This is a genomic window from Streptomyces sp. R818, from assembly GCF_056172735.1.
Map to the genome: position 1 here is coordinate 384,446 of NZ_JAOCNE010000001.1, position 20,289 is coordinate 404,734.

19 protein-coding genes and 1 pseudogene are annotated in these 20,289 nt (G+C 69.7%); 9 read left to right on the plus strand and 11 right to left on the minus strand.

The annotated features are described in order from the left end of the window. Positions 1–51: 51 nt before the first annotated feature. Positions 52–750, plus strand: a complete 699-nt coding sequence (locus N5I75_RS01630) for a helix-turn-helix domain-containing protein (RefSeq protein ID WP_476673465.1) — start codon at positions 52–54, stop codon at positions 748–750. A gap of 114 nt (positions 751–864) precedes the next feature. Here N5I75_RS01630 and N5I75_RS01635 read toward each other — a convergent pair whose 3' ends face one another. Next, a complete protein-coding gene (locus N5I75_RS01635; RefSeq protein WP_476673467.1) occupies positions 865–1,890 on the minus strand; it encodes a 6-phosphofructokinase in 1,026 nt (341 codons plus the stop codon). A 291-nt stretch (positions 1,891–2,181) separates the two neighbouring features. Here N5I75_RS01635 and pta point away from each other — a divergent pair, with 291 nt between their 5' ends. From pta to pyk, 3 genes are all read left to right on the plus strand, one after another. Then, entirely contained in the window at positions 2,182–4,257 is a 2,076-nt protein-coding gene (pta, locus tag N5I75_RS01640; RefSeq protein ID WP_476673469.1) for a phosphate acetyltransferase, read from the plus strand. Between the two features lie 51 nt (positions 4,258–4,308). Beyond that, positions 4,309–5,526 carry an acetate kinase gene (locus N5I75_RS01645; protein ID WP_476673471.1) on the plus strand — a complete coding sequence of 406 codons (1,218 nt, stop codon included), beginning with the start codon at positions 4,309–4,311 and terminating at the stop codon, positions 5,524–5,526. A 74-nt stretch (positions 5,527–5,600) separates the two neighbouring features. Next, entirely contained in the window at positions 5,601–7,025 is a 1,425-nt protein-coding gene (gene pyk / locus N5I75_RS01650) for a pyruvate kinase (RefSeq protein WP_476673473.1), read from the plus strand. A gap of 113 nt (positions 7,026–7,138) precedes the next feature. Here pyk and N5I75_RS01655 read toward each other — a convergent pair whose 3' ends face one another. The 4 genes from N5I75_RS01655 to N5I75_RS01670 all read right to left on the minus strand — a co-directional run bounded on the left by N5I75_RS01655 (position 7,139) and on the right by N5I75_RS01670 (position 11,462). Then, positions 7,139–8,410 (minus strand): hypothetical protein, encoded by a 1,272-nt coding sequence (locus tag N5I75_RS01655; RefSeq protein ID WP_476673475.1) that lies wholly within the window; start codon positions 8,408–8,410, stop codon positions 7,139–7,141. Positions 8,411–8,504: 94 nt separating this feature from the next. Then, complete coding sequence (locus N5I75_RS01660) at positions 8,505–9,065, minus strand: DUF6114 domain-containing protein (RefSeq protein WP_476673476.1); 561 nt, start codon at positions 9,063–9,065, stop codon at positions 8,505–8,507. Between the two features lie 145 nt (positions 9,066–9,210). Continuing rightward, positions 9,211–9,840, minus strand: coding sequence for a DUF6230 family protein (locus N5I75_RS01665; RefSeq protein ID WP_476673478.1), 630 nt, complete (start codon positions 9,838–9,840; stop codon positions 9,211–9,213). Positions 9,841–10,490: 650 nt separating this feature from the next. Continuing rightward, complete coding sequence (locus tag N5I75_RS01670; RefSeq protein WP_476673480.1) at positions 10,491–11,462, minus strand: tetratricopeptide repeat protein; 972 nt, start codon at positions 11,460–11,462, stop codon at positions 10,491–10,493. 361 nt (positions 11,463–11,823) lie between these two features. Between N5I75_RS01670 and N5I75_RS01675 the strand changes: the two are divergent. Beyond that, positions 11,824–12,479: pseudogene (locus N5I75_RS01675) on the plus strand (TetR/AcrR family transcriptional regulator). Positions 12,480–12,493: 14 nt separating this feature from the next. Here the strand turns inward: N5I75_RS01675 and N5I75_RS01680 are convergent. The 6 genes from N5I75_RS01680 to N5I75_RS01705 all read right to left on the minus strand — a co-directional run bounded on the left by N5I75_RS01680 (position 12,494) and on the right by N5I75_RS01705 (position 17,424). Continuing rightward, complete coding sequence (locus N5I75_RS01680; protein WP_476673482.1) at positions 12,494–13,378, minus strand: hypothetical protein; 885 nt, start codon at positions 13,376–13,378, stop codon at positions 12,494–12,496. A gap of 501 nt (positions 13,379–13,879) precedes the next feature. Beyond that, a complete protein-coding gene (locus N5I75_RS01685) occupies positions 13,880–15,580 on the minus strand; it encodes an acyl-CoA mutase large subunit family protein (protein ID WP_476673851.1) in 1,701 nt (566 codons plus the stop codon). Positions 15,581–15,696: 116 nt separating this feature from the next. Continuing rightward, entirely contained in the window at positions 15,697–16,035 is a 339-nt protein-coding gene (locus N5I75_RS01690; RefSeq protein ID WP_476673484.1) for a DUF3817 domain-containing protein, read from the minus strand. A gap of 109 nt (positions 16,036–16,144) precedes the next feature. Then, positions 16,145–16,654, minus strand: a complete 510-nt coding sequence (locus N5I75_RS01695; protein ID WP_394430315.1) for a MarR family winged helix-turn-helix transcriptional regulator — start codon at positions 16,652–16,654, stop codon at positions 16,145–16,147. Between the two features lie 87 nt (positions 16,655–16,741). After that, positions 16,742–17,074, minus strand: coding sequence for an MTH1187 family thiamine-binding protein (locus N5I75_RS01700; RefSeq protein ID WP_476673487.1), 333 nt, complete (start codon positions 17,072–17,074; stop codon positions 16,742–16,744). Further along, positions 17,071–17,424 carry a DUF3817 domain-containing protein gene (locus N5I75_RS01705; protein ID WP_394430319.1) on the minus strand — a complete coding sequence of 118 codons (354 nt, stop codon included), beginning with the start codon at positions 17,422–17,424 and terminating at the stop codon, positions 17,071–17,073. Before N5I75_RS01705 ends, N5I75_RS01700 begins: the two co-directional genes overlap by 4 nt. Positions 17,425–17,586: 162 nt before the next feature. Between N5I75_RS01705 and N5I75_RS01710 the strand changes: the two genes are divergently transcribed. The 4 genes from N5I75_RS01710 to N5I75_RS01725 all read left to right on the plus strand — a co-directional run bounded on the left by N5I75_RS01710 (position 17,587) and on the right by N5I75_RS01725 (position 20,278). Beyond that, complete coding sequence (locus tag N5I75_RS01710) at positions 17,587–18,225, plus strand: AIM24 family protein (protein ID WP_476673489.1); 639 nt, start codon at positions 17,587–17,589, stop codon at positions 18,223–18,225. Then, entirely contained in the window at positions 18,225–18,884 is a 660-nt protein-coding gene (locus N5I75_RS01715; RefSeq protein ID WP_476673491.1) for an AIM24 family protein, read from the plus strand. Before N5I75_RS01710 ends, N5I75_RS01715 begins: the two co-directional genes overlap by 1 nt. A 41-nt stretch (positions 18,885–18,925) precedes the next feature. Continuing rightward, positions 18,926–19,675: an AIM24 family protein gene (locus tag N5I75_RS01720; protein ID WP_476673853.1), complete on the plus strand. Its 750-nt coding sequence runs from the start codon at positions 18,926–18,928 to the stop codon at positions 19,673–19,675. A 126-nt stretch (positions 19,676–19,801) separates the two neighbouring features. Continuing rightward, positions 19,802–20,278 (plus strand): MarR family winged helix-turn-helix transcriptional regulator, encoded by a 477-nt coding sequence (locus tag N5I75_RS01725; RefSeq protein WP_476673493.1) that lies wholly within the window; start codon positions 19,802–19,804, stop codon positions 20,276–20,278. The last annotated feature ends 11 nt before the right edge of the window (positions 20,279–20,289 follow it).

Below are 20,289 nucleotides of genomic sequence, written 5' to 3' on the forward strand. Positions count from 1 at the left end.
CATGTTGAACGCACCGTAGCCAAGCGGCCCGTTCCCCCCTACTTTGTGCCCGTGCACACCGCCGCGGCGCAACAGCCGACCCCGCCGTTCAACGCCCCTGCCGCCCGTCGCCTGCGCGAGGCGCTCGGCATGGCGCCGGGCCATGTCGCGTACGGCATGCGCGCGTCCTACGGACTCGCGCACATCACGCCGGAGACGATCATCGCCTGGGAGCGCGGCGAGGCGACGCCCCTGGCCGGGGAACTCACCGCACTGGCCGGGGCGTTGTGGTGCTCCCCCGGTGAGCTGATCGGCGCGCCGCGCACCCTGCGCGAACACCGGCTCGCGCTCGGGCTCGCCCCCGAGGACGTCGCCCGGGAGGTCAATGTCGACCTCCACGCGTACCTCCGCATGGAGGAGACGGGCCAGTGGCGCGGCAACGACCGCCAGTCCAGCGCCCTCGCCACGACCCTGCGGCTCGCTCCGCGGGCCTTCACGACGGTCACCGGCCGGGACGCCCAGCTCGCGGACCTCCTCCGCAGCGCGGCCACCACCCGCTGGCAGGCGTACGTCCGCCCGCTCACGCGACTCGTGCCGGTACAGCGCCGCGAGGCGGAGGACGTCCTGCACGAGATGCACCTGGAGTACCAGGCACTGATGACCTCGACCCTGAGCTGGGGCGGCGGCGCGTCCGCCGAGTCGGGCGACGCGGGCAGGAACTTCCTGGACCGGATCCTGGACGAGTTCTGGTCGAGGGTCCGCCACGGGTAGCCCTGAGGGATGTCGCACGAAGTGCGCATCCCGGGGGCGCGGGGAACTGCGCGACCAGCCACGACGGACGCGCACCCGGCGACGAAAGCCCGCCCCGCAGACGCGACCCCGCGCCTAGAAGACCGACTCCGCCTCGTCCATCCGGTCCTTGGGCACAGTCTTCAGCTCGGTCACCGCGTCAGCGAGCGGCACCATCGTGATGTCAGTACCGCGCAACGAGGTCATCTTGCCGAAGTCCCCCCGATGGGCGGCCTCCACCGCATGCCACCCGAACCGCGTCGCCAGAACCCGGTCATACGCGGTCGGCGTACCACCGCGCTGGACGTGGCCCAGAATGACGGGCCGCGCCTCCTTGCCGAGCCGGGACTCGAGCTCGTAGGCGAGCGCCGTCCCGATGCCCTGGAAGCGCTCGTGCCCGAACTGGTCGATCGCCCCCTTGCCGTAGTCCATCGTCCCCTCGGCGGGATGCGCTCCCTCGGCGACGCAGATGACGGCGAACTTCTTGCCGCGGGCGAACCGCTCCTCGACCATCTTGACCAGGTCGGCGGGGTCGAAGGGCCGCTCGGGCAGGCAGATGCCGTGGGCACCGCCGGCCATGCCGGACTCCAGGGCGATCCAGCCCGCGTGGCGGCCCATGACCTCGACGACCATGACGCGCTGGTGCGACTCGGCGGTGGTCTTCAGACGGTCCATCGCCTCCGTGGCGACGCCGACCGCCGTGTCGAAACCGAAGGTGCGGTCGGTCGACGAGATGTCGTTGTCGATCGTCTTCGGGACGCCGACGACGGGCAGGCCCGCGTCGGAGAGCATCCGGGCCGCGGTGAGCGTGCCCTCGCCGCCGATCGGGATGAGGACGTCGAAGCCGCCGGCCTCGGCGAGCTGCTTGACGTCCTCGCACGCCGCGCGGAACTTGTCGCGCTCCAGACGGGACGAGCCGAGGATGGTGCCGCCACGGGCGAGTATGCCGCTGACCGCGTTGAGGTCGAGGGGCCGGGCGCGGCCGTCGAGCAGGCCCGCGTAGCCGTCCTCGAAGCCGATCACCTCGTCGCCGTAGTGCGTGACGGCTCGGTGCACGACCGACCGGATCACTGCGTTCAGTCCAGGGCAGTCGCCGCCTGCGGTCAGAACTCCGATGCGCATCGTGCTGTGTCTCCTGCTCGCTGCCGGTACGTGTGAGCCACTGCAATTCTTCCACGCCCCGCGAGGCGCCGCGTTCGCCCCCGCCGGGCGGGGCGCTTCGGCATGCTGTGCGGGGGCGTGGGAACCCTGCTGCACAAGGGGCTGTACAGGGCTTTTGTCCGGCGGGCGACTTAGCCAGCGCCAGAGGTATTGTCAATAGGGCACAGCTTTCGATATGGCCATTTTTTTGGCCGCGGACGGCCGGCCCCCAGGACGACGACGGAAACGTCACGACAGGAACGGAGAGCACGCGTGACGCGCAGCGTGTACGTGACCGGGATCGACCGGGGCGACGGCCGCCAGGTCGTCGAGCTGGGAGTCATGGAGCTCCTGACCCGCCAGGTCGACCGGGTGGGCGTCTTCCGTCCGCTCGTCCACGACGGTCCCGACCGGCTCTTCGACCTGCTGCGGGCGCGGTACCGGCTCTCCCAGGACCCGGCGACCGTCTTCGGCCTCGGCTACCACGAGGCCGCCACGATCCAGGCCGAGCAGGGCACCGACGAGCTGCTCTCGCTCCTGGTCGACCGGTTCCACGTGGTGGCCCGGGACTACGACGTCGTCCTTGTGCTCGGTACGGACTACGCCGACACGCAGCTTCCGGACGAGCTGGCGCTGAACGCGCGCCTGGCGAACGAGTTCGGCGCCTCCGTGCTGCCCGTCGTCGGCGGCAAGAAGCAGACCGCCGATTCGGTGTGTGCCGAGGTCCGCAACGCCTACCGCGCCTACGACGGCCTGGGCTGCGACGTCCTCGCCATGATCGCCAACCGGGTCGCCGCCGAGGACCGGGACGCCATCCACGAGCAGCTCGCCGGTCACCTCCCGGTCTCCACCTACGTCCTGCCCGACGAGCCCGCACTCTCCGCGCCGACCGTCGCCCAGATCACCCACGCCCTCGGCGGCACGGTCCTCCTCGGCGACGACTCGGGGCTCGCCCGCGACGCCCTGGACTTCGTCTTCGGCGGCGCCATGCTGCCGAACTTCCTCAACGCCCTGACCCCGGGCTGCATGGTCGTCACCCCCGGCGACCGCGCGGACCTCGTCGTCGGCTCGCTCGCCGCGCACAGCGCCGGGACGCCGCCGATCGCGGGCGTCCTGCTCACCCTGAACGAGCGGCCCGGCGAGGAGATCCTCAAGCTCGCCGACCGGCTGGCGCCGGGCACCCCGGTGGTCGCCGTGAGCGGTGGCTCCTTCCCCACGGCTGGTGAACTGTTCGCCCTGGAGGGCAAGTTGAACGCGGCCACGCCCCGCAAGGCGGAGACCGCGCTCGGCCTCTTCGAGCGGTACGTCGACACGGCCGGGCTGCTCAAGACCATCCAGGCGCCGTCCTCGGACCGCCTCACGCCGATGATGTTCGAGCACAAGCTCCTGGAGCAGGCCCGTTCGCAGCGGCGCCGCGTCGTCCTGCCCGAGGGCACCGAGGAGCGGGTGCTGCGCGCCGCCGACGTGCTGCTGCGCCGCGGCGTCTGCGACCTCACGCTGCTCGGCCCCGTCGAGCAGATCCGCAAGAAGGCCGCCGACCTGGGCATCGACCTCGCGGACACCGAGGTCATCGACCCGCAGACCTCCGAGCTGCGGGACCGGTTCAGCGCCGCGTACGCGGCGCTGCGCGCCCACAAGGGCGTCACGGTCGAGCTGGCCCACGACGTGGTCGCCGACGTGAACTACTTCGGCACGCTCATGGTCCAGGAGGGCCTGGCCGACGGCATGGTCTCGGGCTCCGTGCACTCCACGGCCGCGACCATCCGCCCCGCCTTCGAGATCATCAAGACCAAGCCGGAGGCCGCGATCGTCTCCTCGGTCTTCTTCATGTGCCTGGCCGACAAGGTCCTCGTCTACGGTGACTGCGCCGTGAACCCGGACCCCGACGCCCAGCAGCTCGCGGACATCGCCATGCAGTCCGCGGTGACGGCCGCCCAGTTCGGCGTCGACCCGCGCATCGCGATGCTGTCGTACTCGACCGGCACGTCCGGCTCCGGCGCCGACGTCGACAAGGTCCGCGAGGCCACCGAGCTGGTCCGCGAGCGCCGCTCCGACCTGAGGATCGAGGGGCCGATCCAGTACGACGCCGCCGTGGAGCCGTCCGTGGCCGCCACCAAGCTGCCCGGGTCCGAGGTCGCCGGGCAGGCGAGCGTGCTGATCTTCCCGGACCTGAACACCGGCAACAACACGTACAAGGCGGTGCAGCGCTCGGCCGGCGCCATCGCGGTCGGTCCGGTCCTCCAGGGGCTGCGCAAGCCGGTCAACGACCTGTCGCGCGGCGCGCTCGTCCAGGACATCGTGAACACGGTCGCCATCACGGCGATCCAGTCCCAGACGCCGACCGGCTGACCGCGCCCGTTACTTCGAACGCACGTACCCGACGAAAAGGCATCCTCATCCGTGACTGCGACCCGAGTCCTCGTCCTCAACTCCGGCTCCTCTTCGGTGAAGTACCAGCTGCTCGACATGGGCGACGGCAGCAAGCTCGCCGCCGGCCTCGTCGAGCGGATCGGTGAGGAGACCTCGCGCCTCAAGCACACCCCGCTGACCGGCGAGGGCGGTGGGGCGCGGGAGCGGGAGCAGCGCATCGCCGACCACGAGGAGGCGCTCAAGGCCGTCGCCGACGAGCTGGCCCGGGACGGGCTCGGCCTCGACTCCCCCGACCTGGCCGCGATCGGGCACCGCGTGGTCCACGGCGGGCTGTTCTTCTCCAGGCCGACCGTGATCGACGACGCCGTGCTCAAGGAGGTGGAGCGGCTCATCCCGGTGGCGCCGCTGCACAACCCGGCGAACCTCACGGGCATCCGTACGGCGATGGCGCTCCGCCCCGACCTGCCGCAGGTCGCCGTCTTCGACACCGCGTTCCACACGACGATGCCGGAGTCCGCGGCGCGCTACGCCATCGACGTGAAGACCGCCGACGAGCACCGGGTGCGCCGCTACGGCTTCCACGGCACCTCGCACGCGTACGTCTCGCGCAAGACGGCCGAGCTGCTCGGCAAGGAGCCCGAGGACGTCAACGTCATCGTCCTCCACCTGGGCAACGGCGCCTCGGCCTCCGCGGTACGCGGCGGGGTGTGCGTGGACACGTCCATGGGCCTGACGCCGCTCGAAGGTCTGGTGATGGGGACACGTTCAGGCGATGTGGACCCGGCCGTCATCTTCCATCTGATGCGGGTGGGCAACATGTCCGCGGACGCGATCGACGACCTCCTCAACAAGAAGAGCGGCCTGGTCGGTCTGTGCGGCGACAACGACATGCGGGAGATCCGGCGCCGTGTCGACGCGGGCGACGAGGAGGCGAAACTCGCCTTCGACATCTACATCCACCGCCTGAAGAAGTACATCGGGGCCTACTACGCGGTGCTCGGGCGGGTGGACGCGATCGCGTTCACCGCCGGGGTCGGTGAGAACGCGGCGCCGGTGCGGGAGGCTGCGGTCGCGGGTCTTGAGGAGCTGGGCCTCGCGGTCGACGGCGAGCTCAATTCCGTACATTCCGACGAGGCGCGGATCATCTCGCCCGAGTACGCCCGGGTCACGGTGGCCGTGGTGCCGACCGACGAGGAACTGGAGATCGCGCAGCAGACCTACGCACTGGTCGCGCCCGGCAACGACTGAGCGCGCGCCCGCCCATTTGTAGATTCCGCCAGACGGAATATTCCGTAGCGAAACAAACCGATAGGATCGCCTCCATGCGCCGTTCCAAAATCGTCTGCACGCTGGGCCCAGCCGTCGACTCCGAAGAGCAGCTCGTCTCGCTGATCGAAGCCGGTATGAACGTGGCCCGCTTCAACTTCAGCCACGGCACGCACGCCGAGCACCAGGGTCGGTACGACCGGGTGCGGGCCGCCGCCACGAAGACCGGCCGCGCCGTGGGCGTCCTCGCCGACCTCCAGGGCCCGAAGATCCGTCTGGAGACCTTCGCCGAGGGCCCCGTCGAGCTGGTGCGCGGTGACGAGTTCACCATCACCACCGAGGACGTGCCCGGCGACAAGTCGATCTGCGGCACCACCTACAAGGGGCTGCCCGGCGACGTCTCCAAGGGCGACCAGGTCCTGATCAACGACGGCAACGTCGAGCTGCGCGTCGTCGAGATCGACGGCCCGCGCGTGAAGACGATCGTCGTCGAGGGCGGTGTCATCTCCGACCACAAGGGCATCAACCTGCCCGGCGCGGCCGTCAACGTGCCCGCCCTGTCGGAGAAGGACATCGAGGACCTGCGCTTCGCCCTGAAGATGGGCTGCGACATGGTCGCCCTGTCCTTCGTGCGCGACGCCAACGACGTCAAGGACGTCCACAAGGTGATGGACGAGGAGGGCCGCCGGGTCCCCGTCATCGCCAAGGTGGAGAAGCCGCAGGCCGTCGCCAACATGGAGGGCGTCGTCGCGGCGTTCGACGCGATCATGGTGGCCCGTGGCGACCTCGCCGTCGAGTATCCGCTCGAGAAGGTCCCGATGGTGCAGAAGCGCCTCGTGGAGATGTGCCGCCGCAACGCCAAGCCGGTGATCGTCGCGACCCAGATGATGGAGTCGATGATCACCAACTCGCGCCCCACGCGCGCGGAGGCGTCCGACGTCGCCAACGCGATCCTGGACGGCGCCGACGCGGTCATGCTCTCCGCCGAGTCCAGCGTGGGCGCGTACCCGATCGAGACCGTCAAGACGATGTCCAAGATCGTCATGGCGGCCGAGGAGGAGCTGCTCTCCAAGGGCCTCCAGCCGCTCGTGCCGGGCAAGAAGCCGCGCACCCAGGGCGGCGCCGTGGCCCGCGCCGCCGCCGAGATCGCCGACTTCCTGGGCGGCAAGGCGCTGGTCGCCTTCACCCAGTCCGGCGACACGGCCCGCCGTCTGTCCCGCTACCGCGCGGCCCAGCCGATCCTGGCCTTCACCACGGACGAGAACACCCGCAACCAGCTCTCGCTGAGCTGGGGCGTCGAGTCCTACGTCGTCCCGCACGTGGACACCACCGACGCGATGGTCGAGCTGGTCGACACCGAGACGGTGAAGCTGAACCGCTTCAACGACGGCGACACCGTCGTCATCACCGCCGGTTCGCCCCCCGGCGTCCCCGGCACGACGAACATGGTGCGCGTGCACCACCTGGGCGGCCGCGACTGACCCGCCGCCGCACCGTCTGACGGAACACGCACCGAGGGCGCCTCCTGTACGAGACAGGGGGCGCCCTCGGTGGTGTGCGGCTCCCGGAGTGGTTCTTCGGGTCGGTACGCCGGTCAGTCGTCCTCGATGGAGATCGTCAGACCGGGGATGTGCAGGTTCCCGCCGAACTGCGCGGCCTGCGTGACCTTCACGTTCGTGAAGTACAGGATCGGCAGGTTGATCGGCGGCGGGTTTTCGGCGTTGAACGTCGCGGGGATCAGTCCGAGCAGGTTGCCCGACAGCTCCTCGGTGTACATCGTCGTCTTCCCGCCCCGGATGGTGGACGTCGAGCCCTTGTCCGAGCGGATGTGGGAGGACTTGCCGCCGGAACCCGGGGCGATCTGGTGCAGGTCCCCGATGTCCGTACCGTTCGAGATGACGTACTTCATGACGCGCTTGACGGTGCCGTCGGCCATCCGGACGTTGACGATGCCCTGGTAGTCCGCGCCCTTGAGCAGCAGCGAGCTGGCCTCCAGCCGCCACGGCTTGTCCGGCAGCGCGACCGGGGTGGTCTCGTCGGCGCCCTCGGCGTCGGTGGCGACCGGGCAGTCCTCGGGGATGCCGGTGGCGCTGGCGCTCGGGGAAGGGGTCGGGGTCGCCGACTCCGCCGCTCCCTCGGCCTTCTCCGTGGCGTCCTCGGTGTCCTTGACCGCGTCGCCGGCCTTGTCGGTGACCTTGCCGGTGGCGTCCTTGGCGGTGTCGCCGACGCCCTCGACGGTGTCCTTGACGGCGGAGCCGAGGTCGTCCTTGGTGTCCTTGGACGGGGATTCCGAGGCCGACGCCGACGCCGAGGGGGTCGGAGTCGGAGTGGCCGTCTCCTTGTCCTTCGGCGTGAAGATGTCCTTGAGCGCGTCACCGAGACCCAGCGGGTCGAGCGGGTTCTTGGTCTCGGAGGCGGAGGGCGAGGGGGACGGCGTGGCGGTGTCCTGAGCCGCCTTGCTGTCCTTGTCGTCCTGGCTGCTTTCGGTCTCCGTGGTGCTCTTGCCGCTGCTCTGCTTCTCGGCGGTGGGGGTGGGCGTGGGCTCGGCCTGATCCGTGCCCTCGCTCTTGGTCCCCTCGCCCTTGGTCCCCTCGCCCTTGGTGCTGTCCTTGTCGGCGTCCTTCCCCGTGGACGCCGAGGCGGACGGTGACGGAGTCGCGGACGCCCCGTCCTTGTCCTTCTCCGTCTCGGACTTGCCGTCCTTGGCGTCGCGCTCCGCCTGTACGGCGTCGGCGCATGCCTTGTAGTCGTCCACCGAGAACTTGGTGGGGTTGTCCTTGGCGGACGCCAGCGTGGGCGTGAGCCCCATCCCCATCAGTACGGCCGTGGGCATGGCCGCGATGGCGATCGCTTTGCCCGCGGGCATGTGCAACCTGTTGAAAAGATGCTTCCTCGGTGCTGCATGCCGCGGCCCGGTTCTCGCACGGGACTCCCCCGCGGAGTCCTCGTGGTGCACCTCGTCAGCCGGCACGGTGCCTCCCGTTCGTCCCGTCATCCGGGCTCGTCCCTGACTCGTCGTGGTGTGCGCCCGCGACGCGGTAGGTGGCGCCGGATACCGGCGGCACGTAGTCGGCGTCACCGGTCTCGGCAACGGCGGTGTCCGCCACCGGTGCCACCTCCTGCGGCTTCGCCGGGGCCCAGGAGACGGCGAGGGCGCCGCCTATCAGGGCCAGCAGGAAACCGATGACGAATCCGCCGAAGTTGGAGACGACAAGGGAGACCAGAGCGAGCAGGATCGCCGCGACACCCGCGAAGACGCGGGACTGGTACTGGAACCACATCGTGAGGCCGAGCACGACGAGCAGGACACCGATGATCAACGATCCGGCGCCGGCCGTGGTGGCCATCCGGATCGTCATCGAGCCGAGCGTGAGGTTCGCGTACGGGAAGTACATGATCGGAATGCCGCCGAGCACGGTCAACAGGCCTGCCCAGAAGGGGCGTTGGCCGCGCCAAGTGCGGAACGTCCGGCGTGCGTGGCCGAACCTGTCGCCTGCTCCTGCTTGCGCTTCGGCGCTCATGTCGTACAGCTCCTCAGGACTGGCGTTCTGTTCGGTGGTGATGTGCGGATACGGGCGCGGGACCCCGGCCGAGCGGTGCCGGCCATGCCCCCGCGCCCCTCCGTGCGATGCGGTGCGGGTGATCGTGGCTGCTAGGCGGTGAGGCCTAGAAGCACTCGATGCCCTTGCCGCTGCCCCTCTTCAGGCTCATGTTCAGCCCGTTGAGCTTGAAGGTGCCGGCGCTCGTCGCCCAGGCGGTCTGCTCGACGCCCTTCAGGGTGGCGTGCTCCGCCTCCTGCGCGAAGCCGTTCGGGTCGGCCTGCTCCTTGCCGCCCTTCATGCCCGGGCCGAGGCTGGAGGACCCGGCACCGACACCGATGTTGATGTTGGTGAACTCGGCGTCCGCCTTGAGCTGCGCGACATCGATGTAGATCTTGTCGGCGTGCGCCGGCTTACCGCCGCCACCGGCCTTCAGCTGCAGCGTGATGTCACCGAGGACCGGCACGTGGGTCACCACGGACTGGCACATGTTGGTGAGGTCGGCCGAGTTGAACGCGGAGACCGAGACCGGGTGAGGGGTCCCGTTCTTCTCAGCGTCGACGGCGCCGTACTGGATCATGCCGTCGGCTTCGAGCTTGTCGACACTGACCTTGAACGACTGACCCGACACACTGAACGACGCCGCGAGAGCGCCCTGCGCGAGGGCGACGCCTATCGCCGCGGTGGCCGCAACGCTCGGCACCATGACGACGGCGAACCGCTTCCATCTTGTTCCACCACGAGCCACGGAATTCATGACTGTCTTTTCCTCCTTCTCGGACGTACATCTCCGGCCCTGACTCGCCCTCTGCGAAGGCTCAGCCGGGCAGGGATGGGAGAAGTGCTACGTCCTCGGGAAGGAGAGCGCCTGTGTCGGAGGCGCTCATTCGCACCTTGATCACCGGCGATCACCCCCGAGCGACAACCACTGGTCGCACCTGATCCATCACGCGCAACCTGCTGGACAGGCTCAGCCGAAAATCGACCGAGACCCCCCTGTCCCAGACCGACGGCGCTCCCCAAGGCTTCACCGCCGACCTGCTCGGTGGGGACCCAGAACCCTCGCTGCCCGAGTGGTTGTCGGGAAAGTGAGGAAGTGGACCGAGCGTGCCCGATCGTGGTGCATTCCCGGCGCTCGCACAAGGGGGTTCGTTACTCATGGGTAACGGACGAGTAACCGCGCCACGACGGCCCGACATCGGACAGCAACGCAGGGTGCCGCCCACAGCGGCGGCAAACAGATTGATATCGGTACGAAACCGGACGGAAGGAGAGCTTCGACTTACTCCAAGTAACAGCGGCCGCGTTTACCAAGTTTTGGTAAAGCGCGGCCGCTGCGGGCCCTTGGGGCCGAAATTTTCACCTCGGCATCACATGCCGCGGGTTTAAGGGCACGTAGCTGTCAGCTCAGAAAAGAACCCGGGCCAGGGCCGTACGCGCGGTGATCACGCGGGGGTCGTCGGCACCGACGATCTCGAACAGCTCGAGGAGACGGACGCGCGCCGCCGTGCGGTCGTCGCCGGCGGAGCGGGCCACCGCGTCGACAAGTCGGCCGAAAGCATCCTCGACATGTCCGCCCACGAGGTCCAGGTCGGCGGCGGCGATCTGCGCCTGCACGTCGCCGGGCTTCTCGGCGGCGTCCCTGCGGACCGCCTGCGGGTCGAGGTTCTGCACGCGCTGCAACAGCTCGGCCTGGCCGAGGCCGAGCTTGGCCTCGGTGTTGGCGGGGTCGTCGGAGAGCACGTTCTTGTACGCCTGGATGGCACCGCCGAGGTCGCCCGCGTCGAGCGCCTGGACAGCGGCTTCGAGCAGCGCGTCGTACGGACCGGCGGGCGTCTCGGCGACCGGCGCCGCGCCCTCGGCGCCCGGGTCGACGGCGATGCCCGTGAGCCCGAAGCGCTCCTCGGCGACCTGGATCAGCTGGTCGAGGGTGCCCCGGATCTGGGCCTCGGGGGCGGCACCCTGGAAGAGGGGCAGCGCCTGCCCGGCGACGACCGCGAAGACGGCCGGGATGCCCTGCACGCCGAACTGCTGCATCAGCATCTGGTTCGCGTCGACGTCGATCTTCGCGAGGAGGATGCGCCCGCCGTACTCGACGGTGAGTCGCTCCAGGAGGGGGCTGAGCTGCTTGCAGGGCTCGCACCACTCGGCCCAGAAGTCGATGACGACGGGCACCTCGGTGGAGCGCTGCAGGACGTCGCGCTCGAAGTCCGCCTCATTGACGTCGATGACGAGGCTGGACGGCGACACGGCGGCGGGGCCGCCGCCCTGCCGGGCGGCTTCGGCGCGCGCCTGCTCCGCCTTGGCCTTGGCCTCCTGGGCCGCCTTCACCGCGGCGAGATCGACGACTCCGCTCATGGACATGTTCCGTGGCTGCATGCGTGCATTCTCCCCCTTCGGCGGCCCGCTGTGGGCCGGGTACCGCTCCGTGGCCTCCCGCCGGATTGCGAGACGCAATGAAGAGACACGGAGCGGACTCGGCCTGGTACTTCTTTTCCTGAGGTGCGGCGCCGGGTCCCCACCCGGCGCCTGTGATGCCGGGTCCCCACCCGGCATCCGTGGTTGCCGCTCGTCCGGACCGGCTCCGGGTGCAGATCGGAGTTCGGGCCGCGGCGAGATCACACTATCGAGCTTTCGCTACGGCTCGTAGCGTAACTGTCCTACGCAGGACGCGGAGGGCGGGCCCGGGTGATCTGGCTCACGCGCGCCAACCCACCTACTGGCCGGTATGGTCGCGACCATGCAGAGCCGCACGCCGCCGTCCAGCGCGGGTCGACTCGGCCGGCCGCGCTCAGCCGCGGCGGACGAGGCGATCCTCGAAGCCACGCGTGCGGCGCTGGTCGACCTGGGCTGGTCGAAACTGACGCTCGGCGACGTGGCGACGCGGGCGGGTGTCGCGAAGACAACGCTCTACCGGCGCTGGGCAGCGCAGAACAACTCGTGGTCGACGCGGTAGCCGTCCTCTTCGATGAACTCGAACTCCCCGACAATGGTTCCCTGGCCGCCGACATCGAAGGGGTCGTCCTCCAGTTCGCGGCGATCCTGGACCGCCCGGAGACGAAGACGGCGCTGATGGCGGTGGTCGCCGAATCCACCCGCGACGAACCCCTCCGCGAACGCATCCGCACCTCGATCGTGGACCGGCAGAAACGTCTCGTCCTGGAGGGCCGCGCCCGAGCCGAGCGCCGAGGCGAACTCCCCACCTCCCCCGACCCCGCCGCCGCCGCGGCCACGGCGGACCTCATCTTCGACGTGGCGGCGGGCGCGGTGGTGCACCGGACGCTGGTCAGCGCAGAACCGGTGGACGCGAACTGGGTCCGCCGCTTCACGGCCCTGCTGCTCGGCGGCCTGGCGTCGCATCGACCTGACCCGGCGGCCGGCTCCCCGGACCGCTGACAGCCGCACGAGCGTCAGACGCGGGTCCGCAACCAGACCGAGGAGATGCGCCCCGCGCGCAACCCGATCCCGGTGTGTGCCGCGATCATCGTCACCGCCTCTCCCTGCCCGGCCGCCTCGTGCCCCGACGTCACCGCGACGCGCAGCCGACCGGACCGTTCGTCGTGCTCGACCTTCCAGTCCTCGCCGGGCTCCAGCGTGAACGGCACGCCGGGCAGGAAGGGTCTGTCGGGCGTTACGTGGACGGTTCCCGGCTCCGCGAGCGGCGCGGGAAGGCTCGCGGGGAGCCAGGTCGGGCGGGGCGCGTGGCCTCGTACGTACAGCAGTTGCCCTGTCGTGACGCCTACCGCGATCCGTACGGCCCCCAGGAGGATCGAGGTGGAGCCGGTGGAGCCGGCCCTCGCCAGGGGCGCCGAGCGGTCCTCGGGGAGGAAGTCGATGTTCCCGTCCCGCGACCACAGGAGGCGGCCCGCGAGCGGTGCTCCGGGGTGGGCCCGCGCGCTGAGGGCCGTCGGGCCGAGGGGTTCCGCGGCCCCCCGGCCCGACGCCGTACGGAGGGCGAGACTCCGTTCGGCCATGTCCGCCAAGGACTTCGCGCGGGCCACGAAGACGTCCGCGTAGTCCATGCCGCGGACCACGGCAGGCGGGTAGATCTCCCTGTCCACATAGGCGGGGAAGTCGTCGCGGAGCGCCGTCAGGACCTCGGCCCGCGTGGGTTCGGGGAGGTCCGCCACGAAGAGGTGTCCCGAGGCCGCCGCGCCGGCCAGTTCCTCGGTCAGGCGCGGGTCCTGGACGCGGTCCAGGATGAACACGGCGGCGTCCTCGAAGAAGGCGCCGGTCGCGAACCAGTTGAGGTCGTCCGTCACACCCCAGCCCGGGAGGGACACCAGCTTGGTCATCGTGGTCCTTTCGCCGGTCAGACTTGATACCTGCCCGGTGCGACCCGATCAAGGTTGTTCGCCGCCCAGTCCGATGTGCGCGGTTGCGTTGCGAAGCGCGGGTGGTGCCGTGGCTGGTCGCGCAGTTCCCCGCGCCCCTGAAGGCTTGCGGCTACGCCGCGCCTTCCCCCTTGGGGCGCCCTGCGATGGCGCACTCCCAGACGCGCATCCGGGTTGGCGCACACCCGTGCCCACGCCCTGAGATGGCGCACGAAGTGCGCATCTCAGGGGCGCGAGGAACTGCGCGAGCAACCACGACGGAAGGCGCACCCGAGGACGACGCCAAAGGGACACCCCCCTAGGGGGCGCGGGGAACTGCGCGACCAGCCACCACAGGCCTCGCACCCAACAGCGACGCAAGAGGGCACCCACCCAGGGGCGCGGGGAACCCCGCCACCAGCCACGACGGGGCCCGCACCCGGCAGCAGCGTCCACAGGCGGGCGCCCGGGACCTCGTCCCGGTCAGAAACCGGCCGGCTCCGTGTACACCCCCCACTCATCCCTGAGCACCCCACAGATCTCCCCGAGCGTCGCCTCCGCCCGCACCGCATCGAGCATCGGCGCGATCATGTTGGACTCGTCGCGGGCGGCGGCCAGCATCCGGTCGAGCGCGGCCCGGACGACCGACTCGTCCCGCGCCGCCTTCCGCTCCCCGAGCACGCGGACCTGGTCCCGCTCCACCTCGTGGCTGACCCGCAGGATTTCCAGGTCCCCGGTGACGGAACCGTGCGCCACGTTCACGCCCACGACCCGCTTGTCGCCCTTCTCCAGGGCCTGCTGGTACTGGAACGCCGACTCGGCGATCTCACCCGTGAACCAGCCGTCCTCGATGCCGCGCAGGATGCCGGAGGTCATGGGGCCGATGGGGTGCCGCCCGTCGGGGTGGGCGCGCAGGCCGCGTTCCTTGATCTGGTCGAAGATCTTCTCGGCGTCGGCCTCGATGCGGTCGGTGAGCTGCTCGACGTACCAGGCACCGCCGAGCGGGTCGGCGACGTTGGCGACGCCGGTCTCCTCCATCAGCACCTGCTGGGTGCGGAGCGCGATCTCGGCGGCCTGCTCGCTCGGCAGCGCGAGGGTCTCGTCGAGGGCGTTGGTGTGGAGGCTGTTCGTCCCGCCGAGGACTGCCGCCAAAGCTTCAACCGCCGTACGCACCACGTTGTTGTAGGGCTGCTGCGCCGTCAGCGAGACGCCCGCCGTCTGGGTGTGGAAGCGCAGCCACTGTGCCTTGTCCGTCTGGGCCCCGTACACGTCGCGCATCCAGCGCGCCCAGATCCGGCGCGCGGCACGGAACTTGGCGATCTCCTCGAAGAAGTCGAGGTGCGCGTCGAAGAAGAAAGAGAGGCCGGGGGCGAAGACGTCCACGTCGAGGCCGCGGGACAGGCCCAGTTCCACGTAGCCGAAGCCGTCCGCCAACGTGTATGCCAGCTCCTGCGCGGCCGTCGAGCCCGCCTCGCGGATGTGGTAGCCGGAGACCGACAGCGGCTTGTACGCCGGGATGGACGCCGCGCAGTGCTCCATCAGGTCGCCGATGAGGCGCAGATGCGGCTCGGGCTGGAAGAGCCACTCCTTCTGCGCGATGTACTCCTTGAAGATGTCGGTCTGGAGCGTGCCGTTGAGGACGGCCGGGTCGACGCCCTGGCGTTCGGCGGCCACCAGATACATGCAGAAGACGGGGACGGCGGGCCCCGAGATCGTCATGGACGTCGTGACGTCGCCGAGCGGGATGTCCTTGAAGAGGACCTCCATGTCGGCCGCCGAGTCGATCGCGACGCCGCAGTGGCCGACCTCGCCGAGCGAGCGCGGGTCGTCGGAGTCGCGGCCCATGAGCGTCGGCATGTCGAAGGCGACGGAGAGGCCGCCGCCACCCGCGGCGAGGATCATCTTGTAGCGCTCGTTGGTCTGCTCGGCGTTGCCGAACCCGGCGAACTGGCGGATGGTCCAGGTGCGGCCGCGGTAGCCGGTCGGATGCAGCCCGCGCGTGAAGGGGTACTCGCCGGGCCAGCCGATCCGCTCGAACCCGTCGTACGTGTCCCCGGGCCGTGGCCCGTACACCGGATCGACGGGGTCTCCGGACAGCGTCGTGAAGTCGGCGTCCCGCTTGCGGGCGGAGTCGTACCGGGCCTGCCAGCGGCGGCGGCCCTCCGCGATGGCGTCAGCGTCCATGCTTCCCATGCCACCCAATTTACTTGGACGTCCTAGTAAATGTCGATGGCGAACCGCTCACACTCCCGAGTGCGAGCGGTTCAGTGGTACTCAGCGGCACGCGGCCACGAAGAAGCTCACGCCTTGGCGAGCTTCCCGCCGTCCTCCGTGACCTTGGCCTCCAGCTCCGCCGAGACCTTGCGCTCGACGAAGAACGCCGCCGTCGGGATCGTCCCCGCGATCAGCACCCAGAGCTGCTTGCCGACCGGCCACTTCGCCTTGGACCCGAGGTCGAAGGCGAAGACCAGGTAGATGACGTACAGCCAGCCGTGCGCGATGGCGATGACGCGCGTGGCGTCCGCCGCGCCGTCCATACCGAGCGCGTACTTGGCGATCATGCCGAGACACAGGAGGACCAGGAGCACACCGGTCACGTAGGCCATGATCCGGTAGCGGGTCAGCACGCTCTTCTTCATGGGACGAGCGTAACCGCCCGATTTGCGCGATCTTCAGCCGGGCCCGGGGAGCGGAATCCGCCGCCTCGTTCCTCGTCGACGTCGTTGGCCGCCCCTCGCAGGGGCCGCCTCATTCCTCGTCGAAGTCGTTGGCCGCCACCCGCAGGGGCCGCAGCATCGCGAAGATCTCCCCGCACTCCTCGGCGTCGTACACCCCGAGCCCGAAGTCCATCGCCATCAGGTCGCGCGTCGCCGACTCGACGACCTCGCGGCCCTTGTCGGTGATGGTGGCGAGCGTGCCGCGGCCGTCGTTGGGGTTGGGGCGCTTGGCGACGAGGCCGGAGCGCACCAGGCGGTCGACCGTGTTGGTGACCGACGTGGGGTGCACCATGAGGCGCTCGCCGATCTTCGACATGGGCAGCTCACCCTCCTTGGAGAAGGTGAGCAGCACCAGTGCCTCGTAGCGCGCGAACGTGAGCCCGTACGGCTTCACGACGGCGTCGACCTCGCCGAGCAGGATCTGGTGCGCGCGCATGATCGAGGTGATGGCGCCCATGGAGGGCACGGATCCCCAGCGCTGCTTCCAGAGTTCGTCGGCGCGGGCGATGGGATCGAAGGCAAGACTGAGCGGCTTCGGCACGTCTCCGACCTTACCGGCCGGTCACATGGTGGTCAGCCCTGTCTCGCTCTTTGGCCGGTCGGCTCCGTCCCGGCCGGCCCACGCGGCTCAGCCGTCGGCGCGACCGTCGGCGCGTCCGTCGGCGCGTCCGTCGGCGAGGTGGCGCTCGACGGTCGCCACCTTCGACGTCATTCCGTCCGTGACGCCCGGCCGGATGTCCGCCTTCATGACCACCGACACCCGGGGCGCACGCGCCTCGACCGCCGCGACGGCGCGCTTGACGACGTCCATGACCTCGTCCCACTCGCCCTCGACGGAGGTGAACATCGCGTCGGTGCGGTTCGGCAGGCCGGACTCGCGGACGACGCGGACCGCGTCGGCCACGTACTCCCCCACGTCCTCGCCGACCCCGAGCGGGGTCACGGAGAAGGCGACGATCATGCGTTCACGATCCCTTCCTGGCGGGCCCGGGCGGCGATGACCTGGCTGACCGCGTCGTCGGCCTCGCGCTTCAGCTTGCGCTCGGCGAAGAAGCCGCCGGTCGGCAGGACGGAGAGGACGAAGTAGAGGGCCGCGCGGCCGAAGCTCCACTTCGTACGGTTCCAGGCGTCCAGCCAGAAGAGCACGTAGAGCACGAAGAGGATGCCGTGCACCATGCCCATCACCGGCACCGCGTTGAAGTCGGTCGTGCGCTTGAGCACCGAGCAGACGATGAGCAGGAGGAAGGAGACGGCCTCCGGCGCGGAGACGAGGCGGAGGCGGCGGAGGGCTGAGGCGGTCTTGATGTCCACGGGGCACCTTCGGCGTGAGAAGCGGGAGCGACGGGCGGGTGGTGGTACGGGCGGTGCGGCGTGCGCGTCGATCTTGTGAAAGGACGCACAAGCGTTCCTCATTGTGGCATCGCGCGCCTCGGGCCCTGTCGGCGGGCTCCCCGGCCCGGTTACCTTCGACCCGTGGCAACGTTCCGGCTGCAGGGCAGCAAGATGCTCGCCGTCGACATGACGGGCGACAGCGTCAAGGCGAAGAACGGGTCGATGGTCGCGTACGACGGCCGGATGACGTTCAAGAAACTGACCGGTGGCGGTGAGGGGATCCGCGGGATGGTGACGCGCCGCATCACCGGTGAGCAGATGGTGGTGATGGAGGTGAAGGGGCAGGGCACCTGCTGGTTCGCCGACCGGGCGAGCGAGATAAATCTTGTGGAGCTGCGCGGCGACAAGCTCTTCGTGGAGTCGAGCAACCTGCTGTGCACGGACGCGGGGCTGCGCACCGGCACCAGCTTCACGGGGATGCGCGGCGCCTCGCAGGGCAACGGGCTCTTCACGACCACCGTCGAGGGGCACGGCCAGGCGGCGATCATGAGTGACGGCCCGGCCGTGGTGCTCCGGGTCAGCCGCGACTACCCGCTGACCGTCGACCCGGGCGCGTACATCGCGCACCAGGGCAACCTCAACCAGTCGTTCCAGTCCGGCGTCACCTTCCGTACGTTCCTGGGGGAGGGCGGCGGCGAGGCGTTCCAGATCCGGTTCGAGGGCGACGGGCTCGTCTACGTCCAGCCCAGTGAGCGCAACACGATCGCGGGTGATGTGTGATGCCGCCGGCGAACTTCCGGGAGATCAACTCCAAGATGGTCGAGGTGACCGTCGTGCCGGGGCAGCGGCTCTACAGCCAGCGCGGCGCGATGCTCGCCTACAAGGGCGAGGTCTCCTTCACGCCCAACGTGCAGGGCGGGCAGGGCGGCCTGATGTCCATGCTCGGGCGGCGCGTGGCCAACGAGGCGACGCCGCTGATGACCGTCGAGGGCAGCGGAACCGTGCTGTTCGGGCACGGCGGCCACCACGTGCAGGTGATCACGCTCTCCGGCGACACGCTGTACGTGGAGGCGGACCGGCTGCTCGCCTTCGAGGGGACGCTCCGGCAGGGCACGATGTTCATGGGCTCGCAGGGCGGCGTCATGGGCATGGTGCGCGGCCAGGTCAGCGGACAGGGTCTGTTCACGACGACGCTCAAGGGGCACGGGTCCGTCGCCGTCATGGCGCACGGCGGTGTCATCGAGGTGCCGATCACCCCGGGCCGGTCCGTGCACGTCGACCCGCAGGCGTACGTCGCCCACCACGGGGACGTCCGCAACAAGCTGTCCACGGCGCTCGGCTGGCGGGACATGGTGGGCCGCGGCAGCGGCGAGGCGTTCCAGCTGGAGCTGAGCGGGAGCGGCGCGGTGTACGTCCAGGCCTCGGAGGAGAAGCTGTGACCGGCGTGAGTGGCGTGAGTGGCCCTGTGGTCTTCGACCCGATGACGTTGCCCGTCGACGACAACGTCAACGCGTACACCTTCTGTGTGGAACTCAAGAGCAGTCAGTGGTTCCTGCAGAAGGGGAAGATGATCGCCTACTACGGGCGGATGGAGTTCAACGGCATCGGGCACGGCCGGCTCGACCGGCTCGTGCGCACCTCGTTCCACTCGCCGCTGCACGCGAGCGACTGGGTGGTGGCGGAGGGCAGCGGCAAGATGCTCCTCGCGGACCGCGCCTTCGACGTGAACTCCTACGACCTGGATGACGGCAATCTGACCATCCGGGCGGGCAATCTGCTCGCTTTTCAGCCAAGTCTCGCGCTGAAGCAATCGATTGTGCCGGGCTTTCTGACACTCATTGGCACCGGCAAATTCGTCGCGGCTTCAAACGGTCCCGTGGTGTTCATGGAACCGCCCGTGCGGGTAGACCCGCAGGCGCTGGTGGGCTGGGCCGACTGCCCGTCGCCGTGCCACCACTACGACCATGCCTATCTGACCGGCGTGATCGGCGGTCTACGTGCGATGACGGGCGTCGGCGGGGTCTCCGGCGAGGAGCACCAGTTCGAGTTCGTCGGCGCGGGGACGGTCCTGCTGCAGTCCAGTGAGGCGCTGATGCCCGAGCGGCTGACGGGTGACGTGCCTCACCAGGCGGGCGTCCCGGGCGGCGCACCCGGTGCAGGCGCAGGTCAGCCACCGGCACCGCGCCTTCCCGGACAGCTCGGGGACCTCCAGCGTCGCTTCGGGCTGTGAGCGGTAGTCTGCGGAGTGTGACGTCGAACGCGTGACCCCATAGCGATCGGCAGCGGTCGCCAGGGGTGCGAGGCGTCACAACCCCCACATTCGTTCGCCTTTCAACTTCTTAGGTAGAATCGATTTATGGAGACCGACACGGCCACGCAATGGCTGACCGACGCGGAGCAGTGCGCCTGGCGCACCCACCTGGAGGTCAACAGGCTGCTCAACTACCAGCTGGAGAAGGATCTCCAGCCCTTCGGCCTGACGATGAACGACTACGAGATCCTCGTGAACCTCTCCGAGGCCGAGGAGCTCCGGATGCGGATGAGCGACCTGGCCGCGGCGACGCTGCAGTCCAAGAGCCGGCTCTCGCACCAGATCACCCGCATGGAGAACGCGGGCCTGGTACGCCGCGAGAACTGCGAGTCGGACCGGCGCGGCCTGTACACCGTGCTCACCGACTTCGGCCTGGAGACCATGCAGAAGGTCGCCCCGCACCATGTGGCGTCCGTGCGCCAGCACTTCGTCGATCTCGTCCCGGCGGAGGACCTGGCCAACCTCACCAAGGCGCTCGCACCCATCGCCGAGCATCTGCGTTCGCAGCGCGGCAAACCGTGACAGCTGCGAAT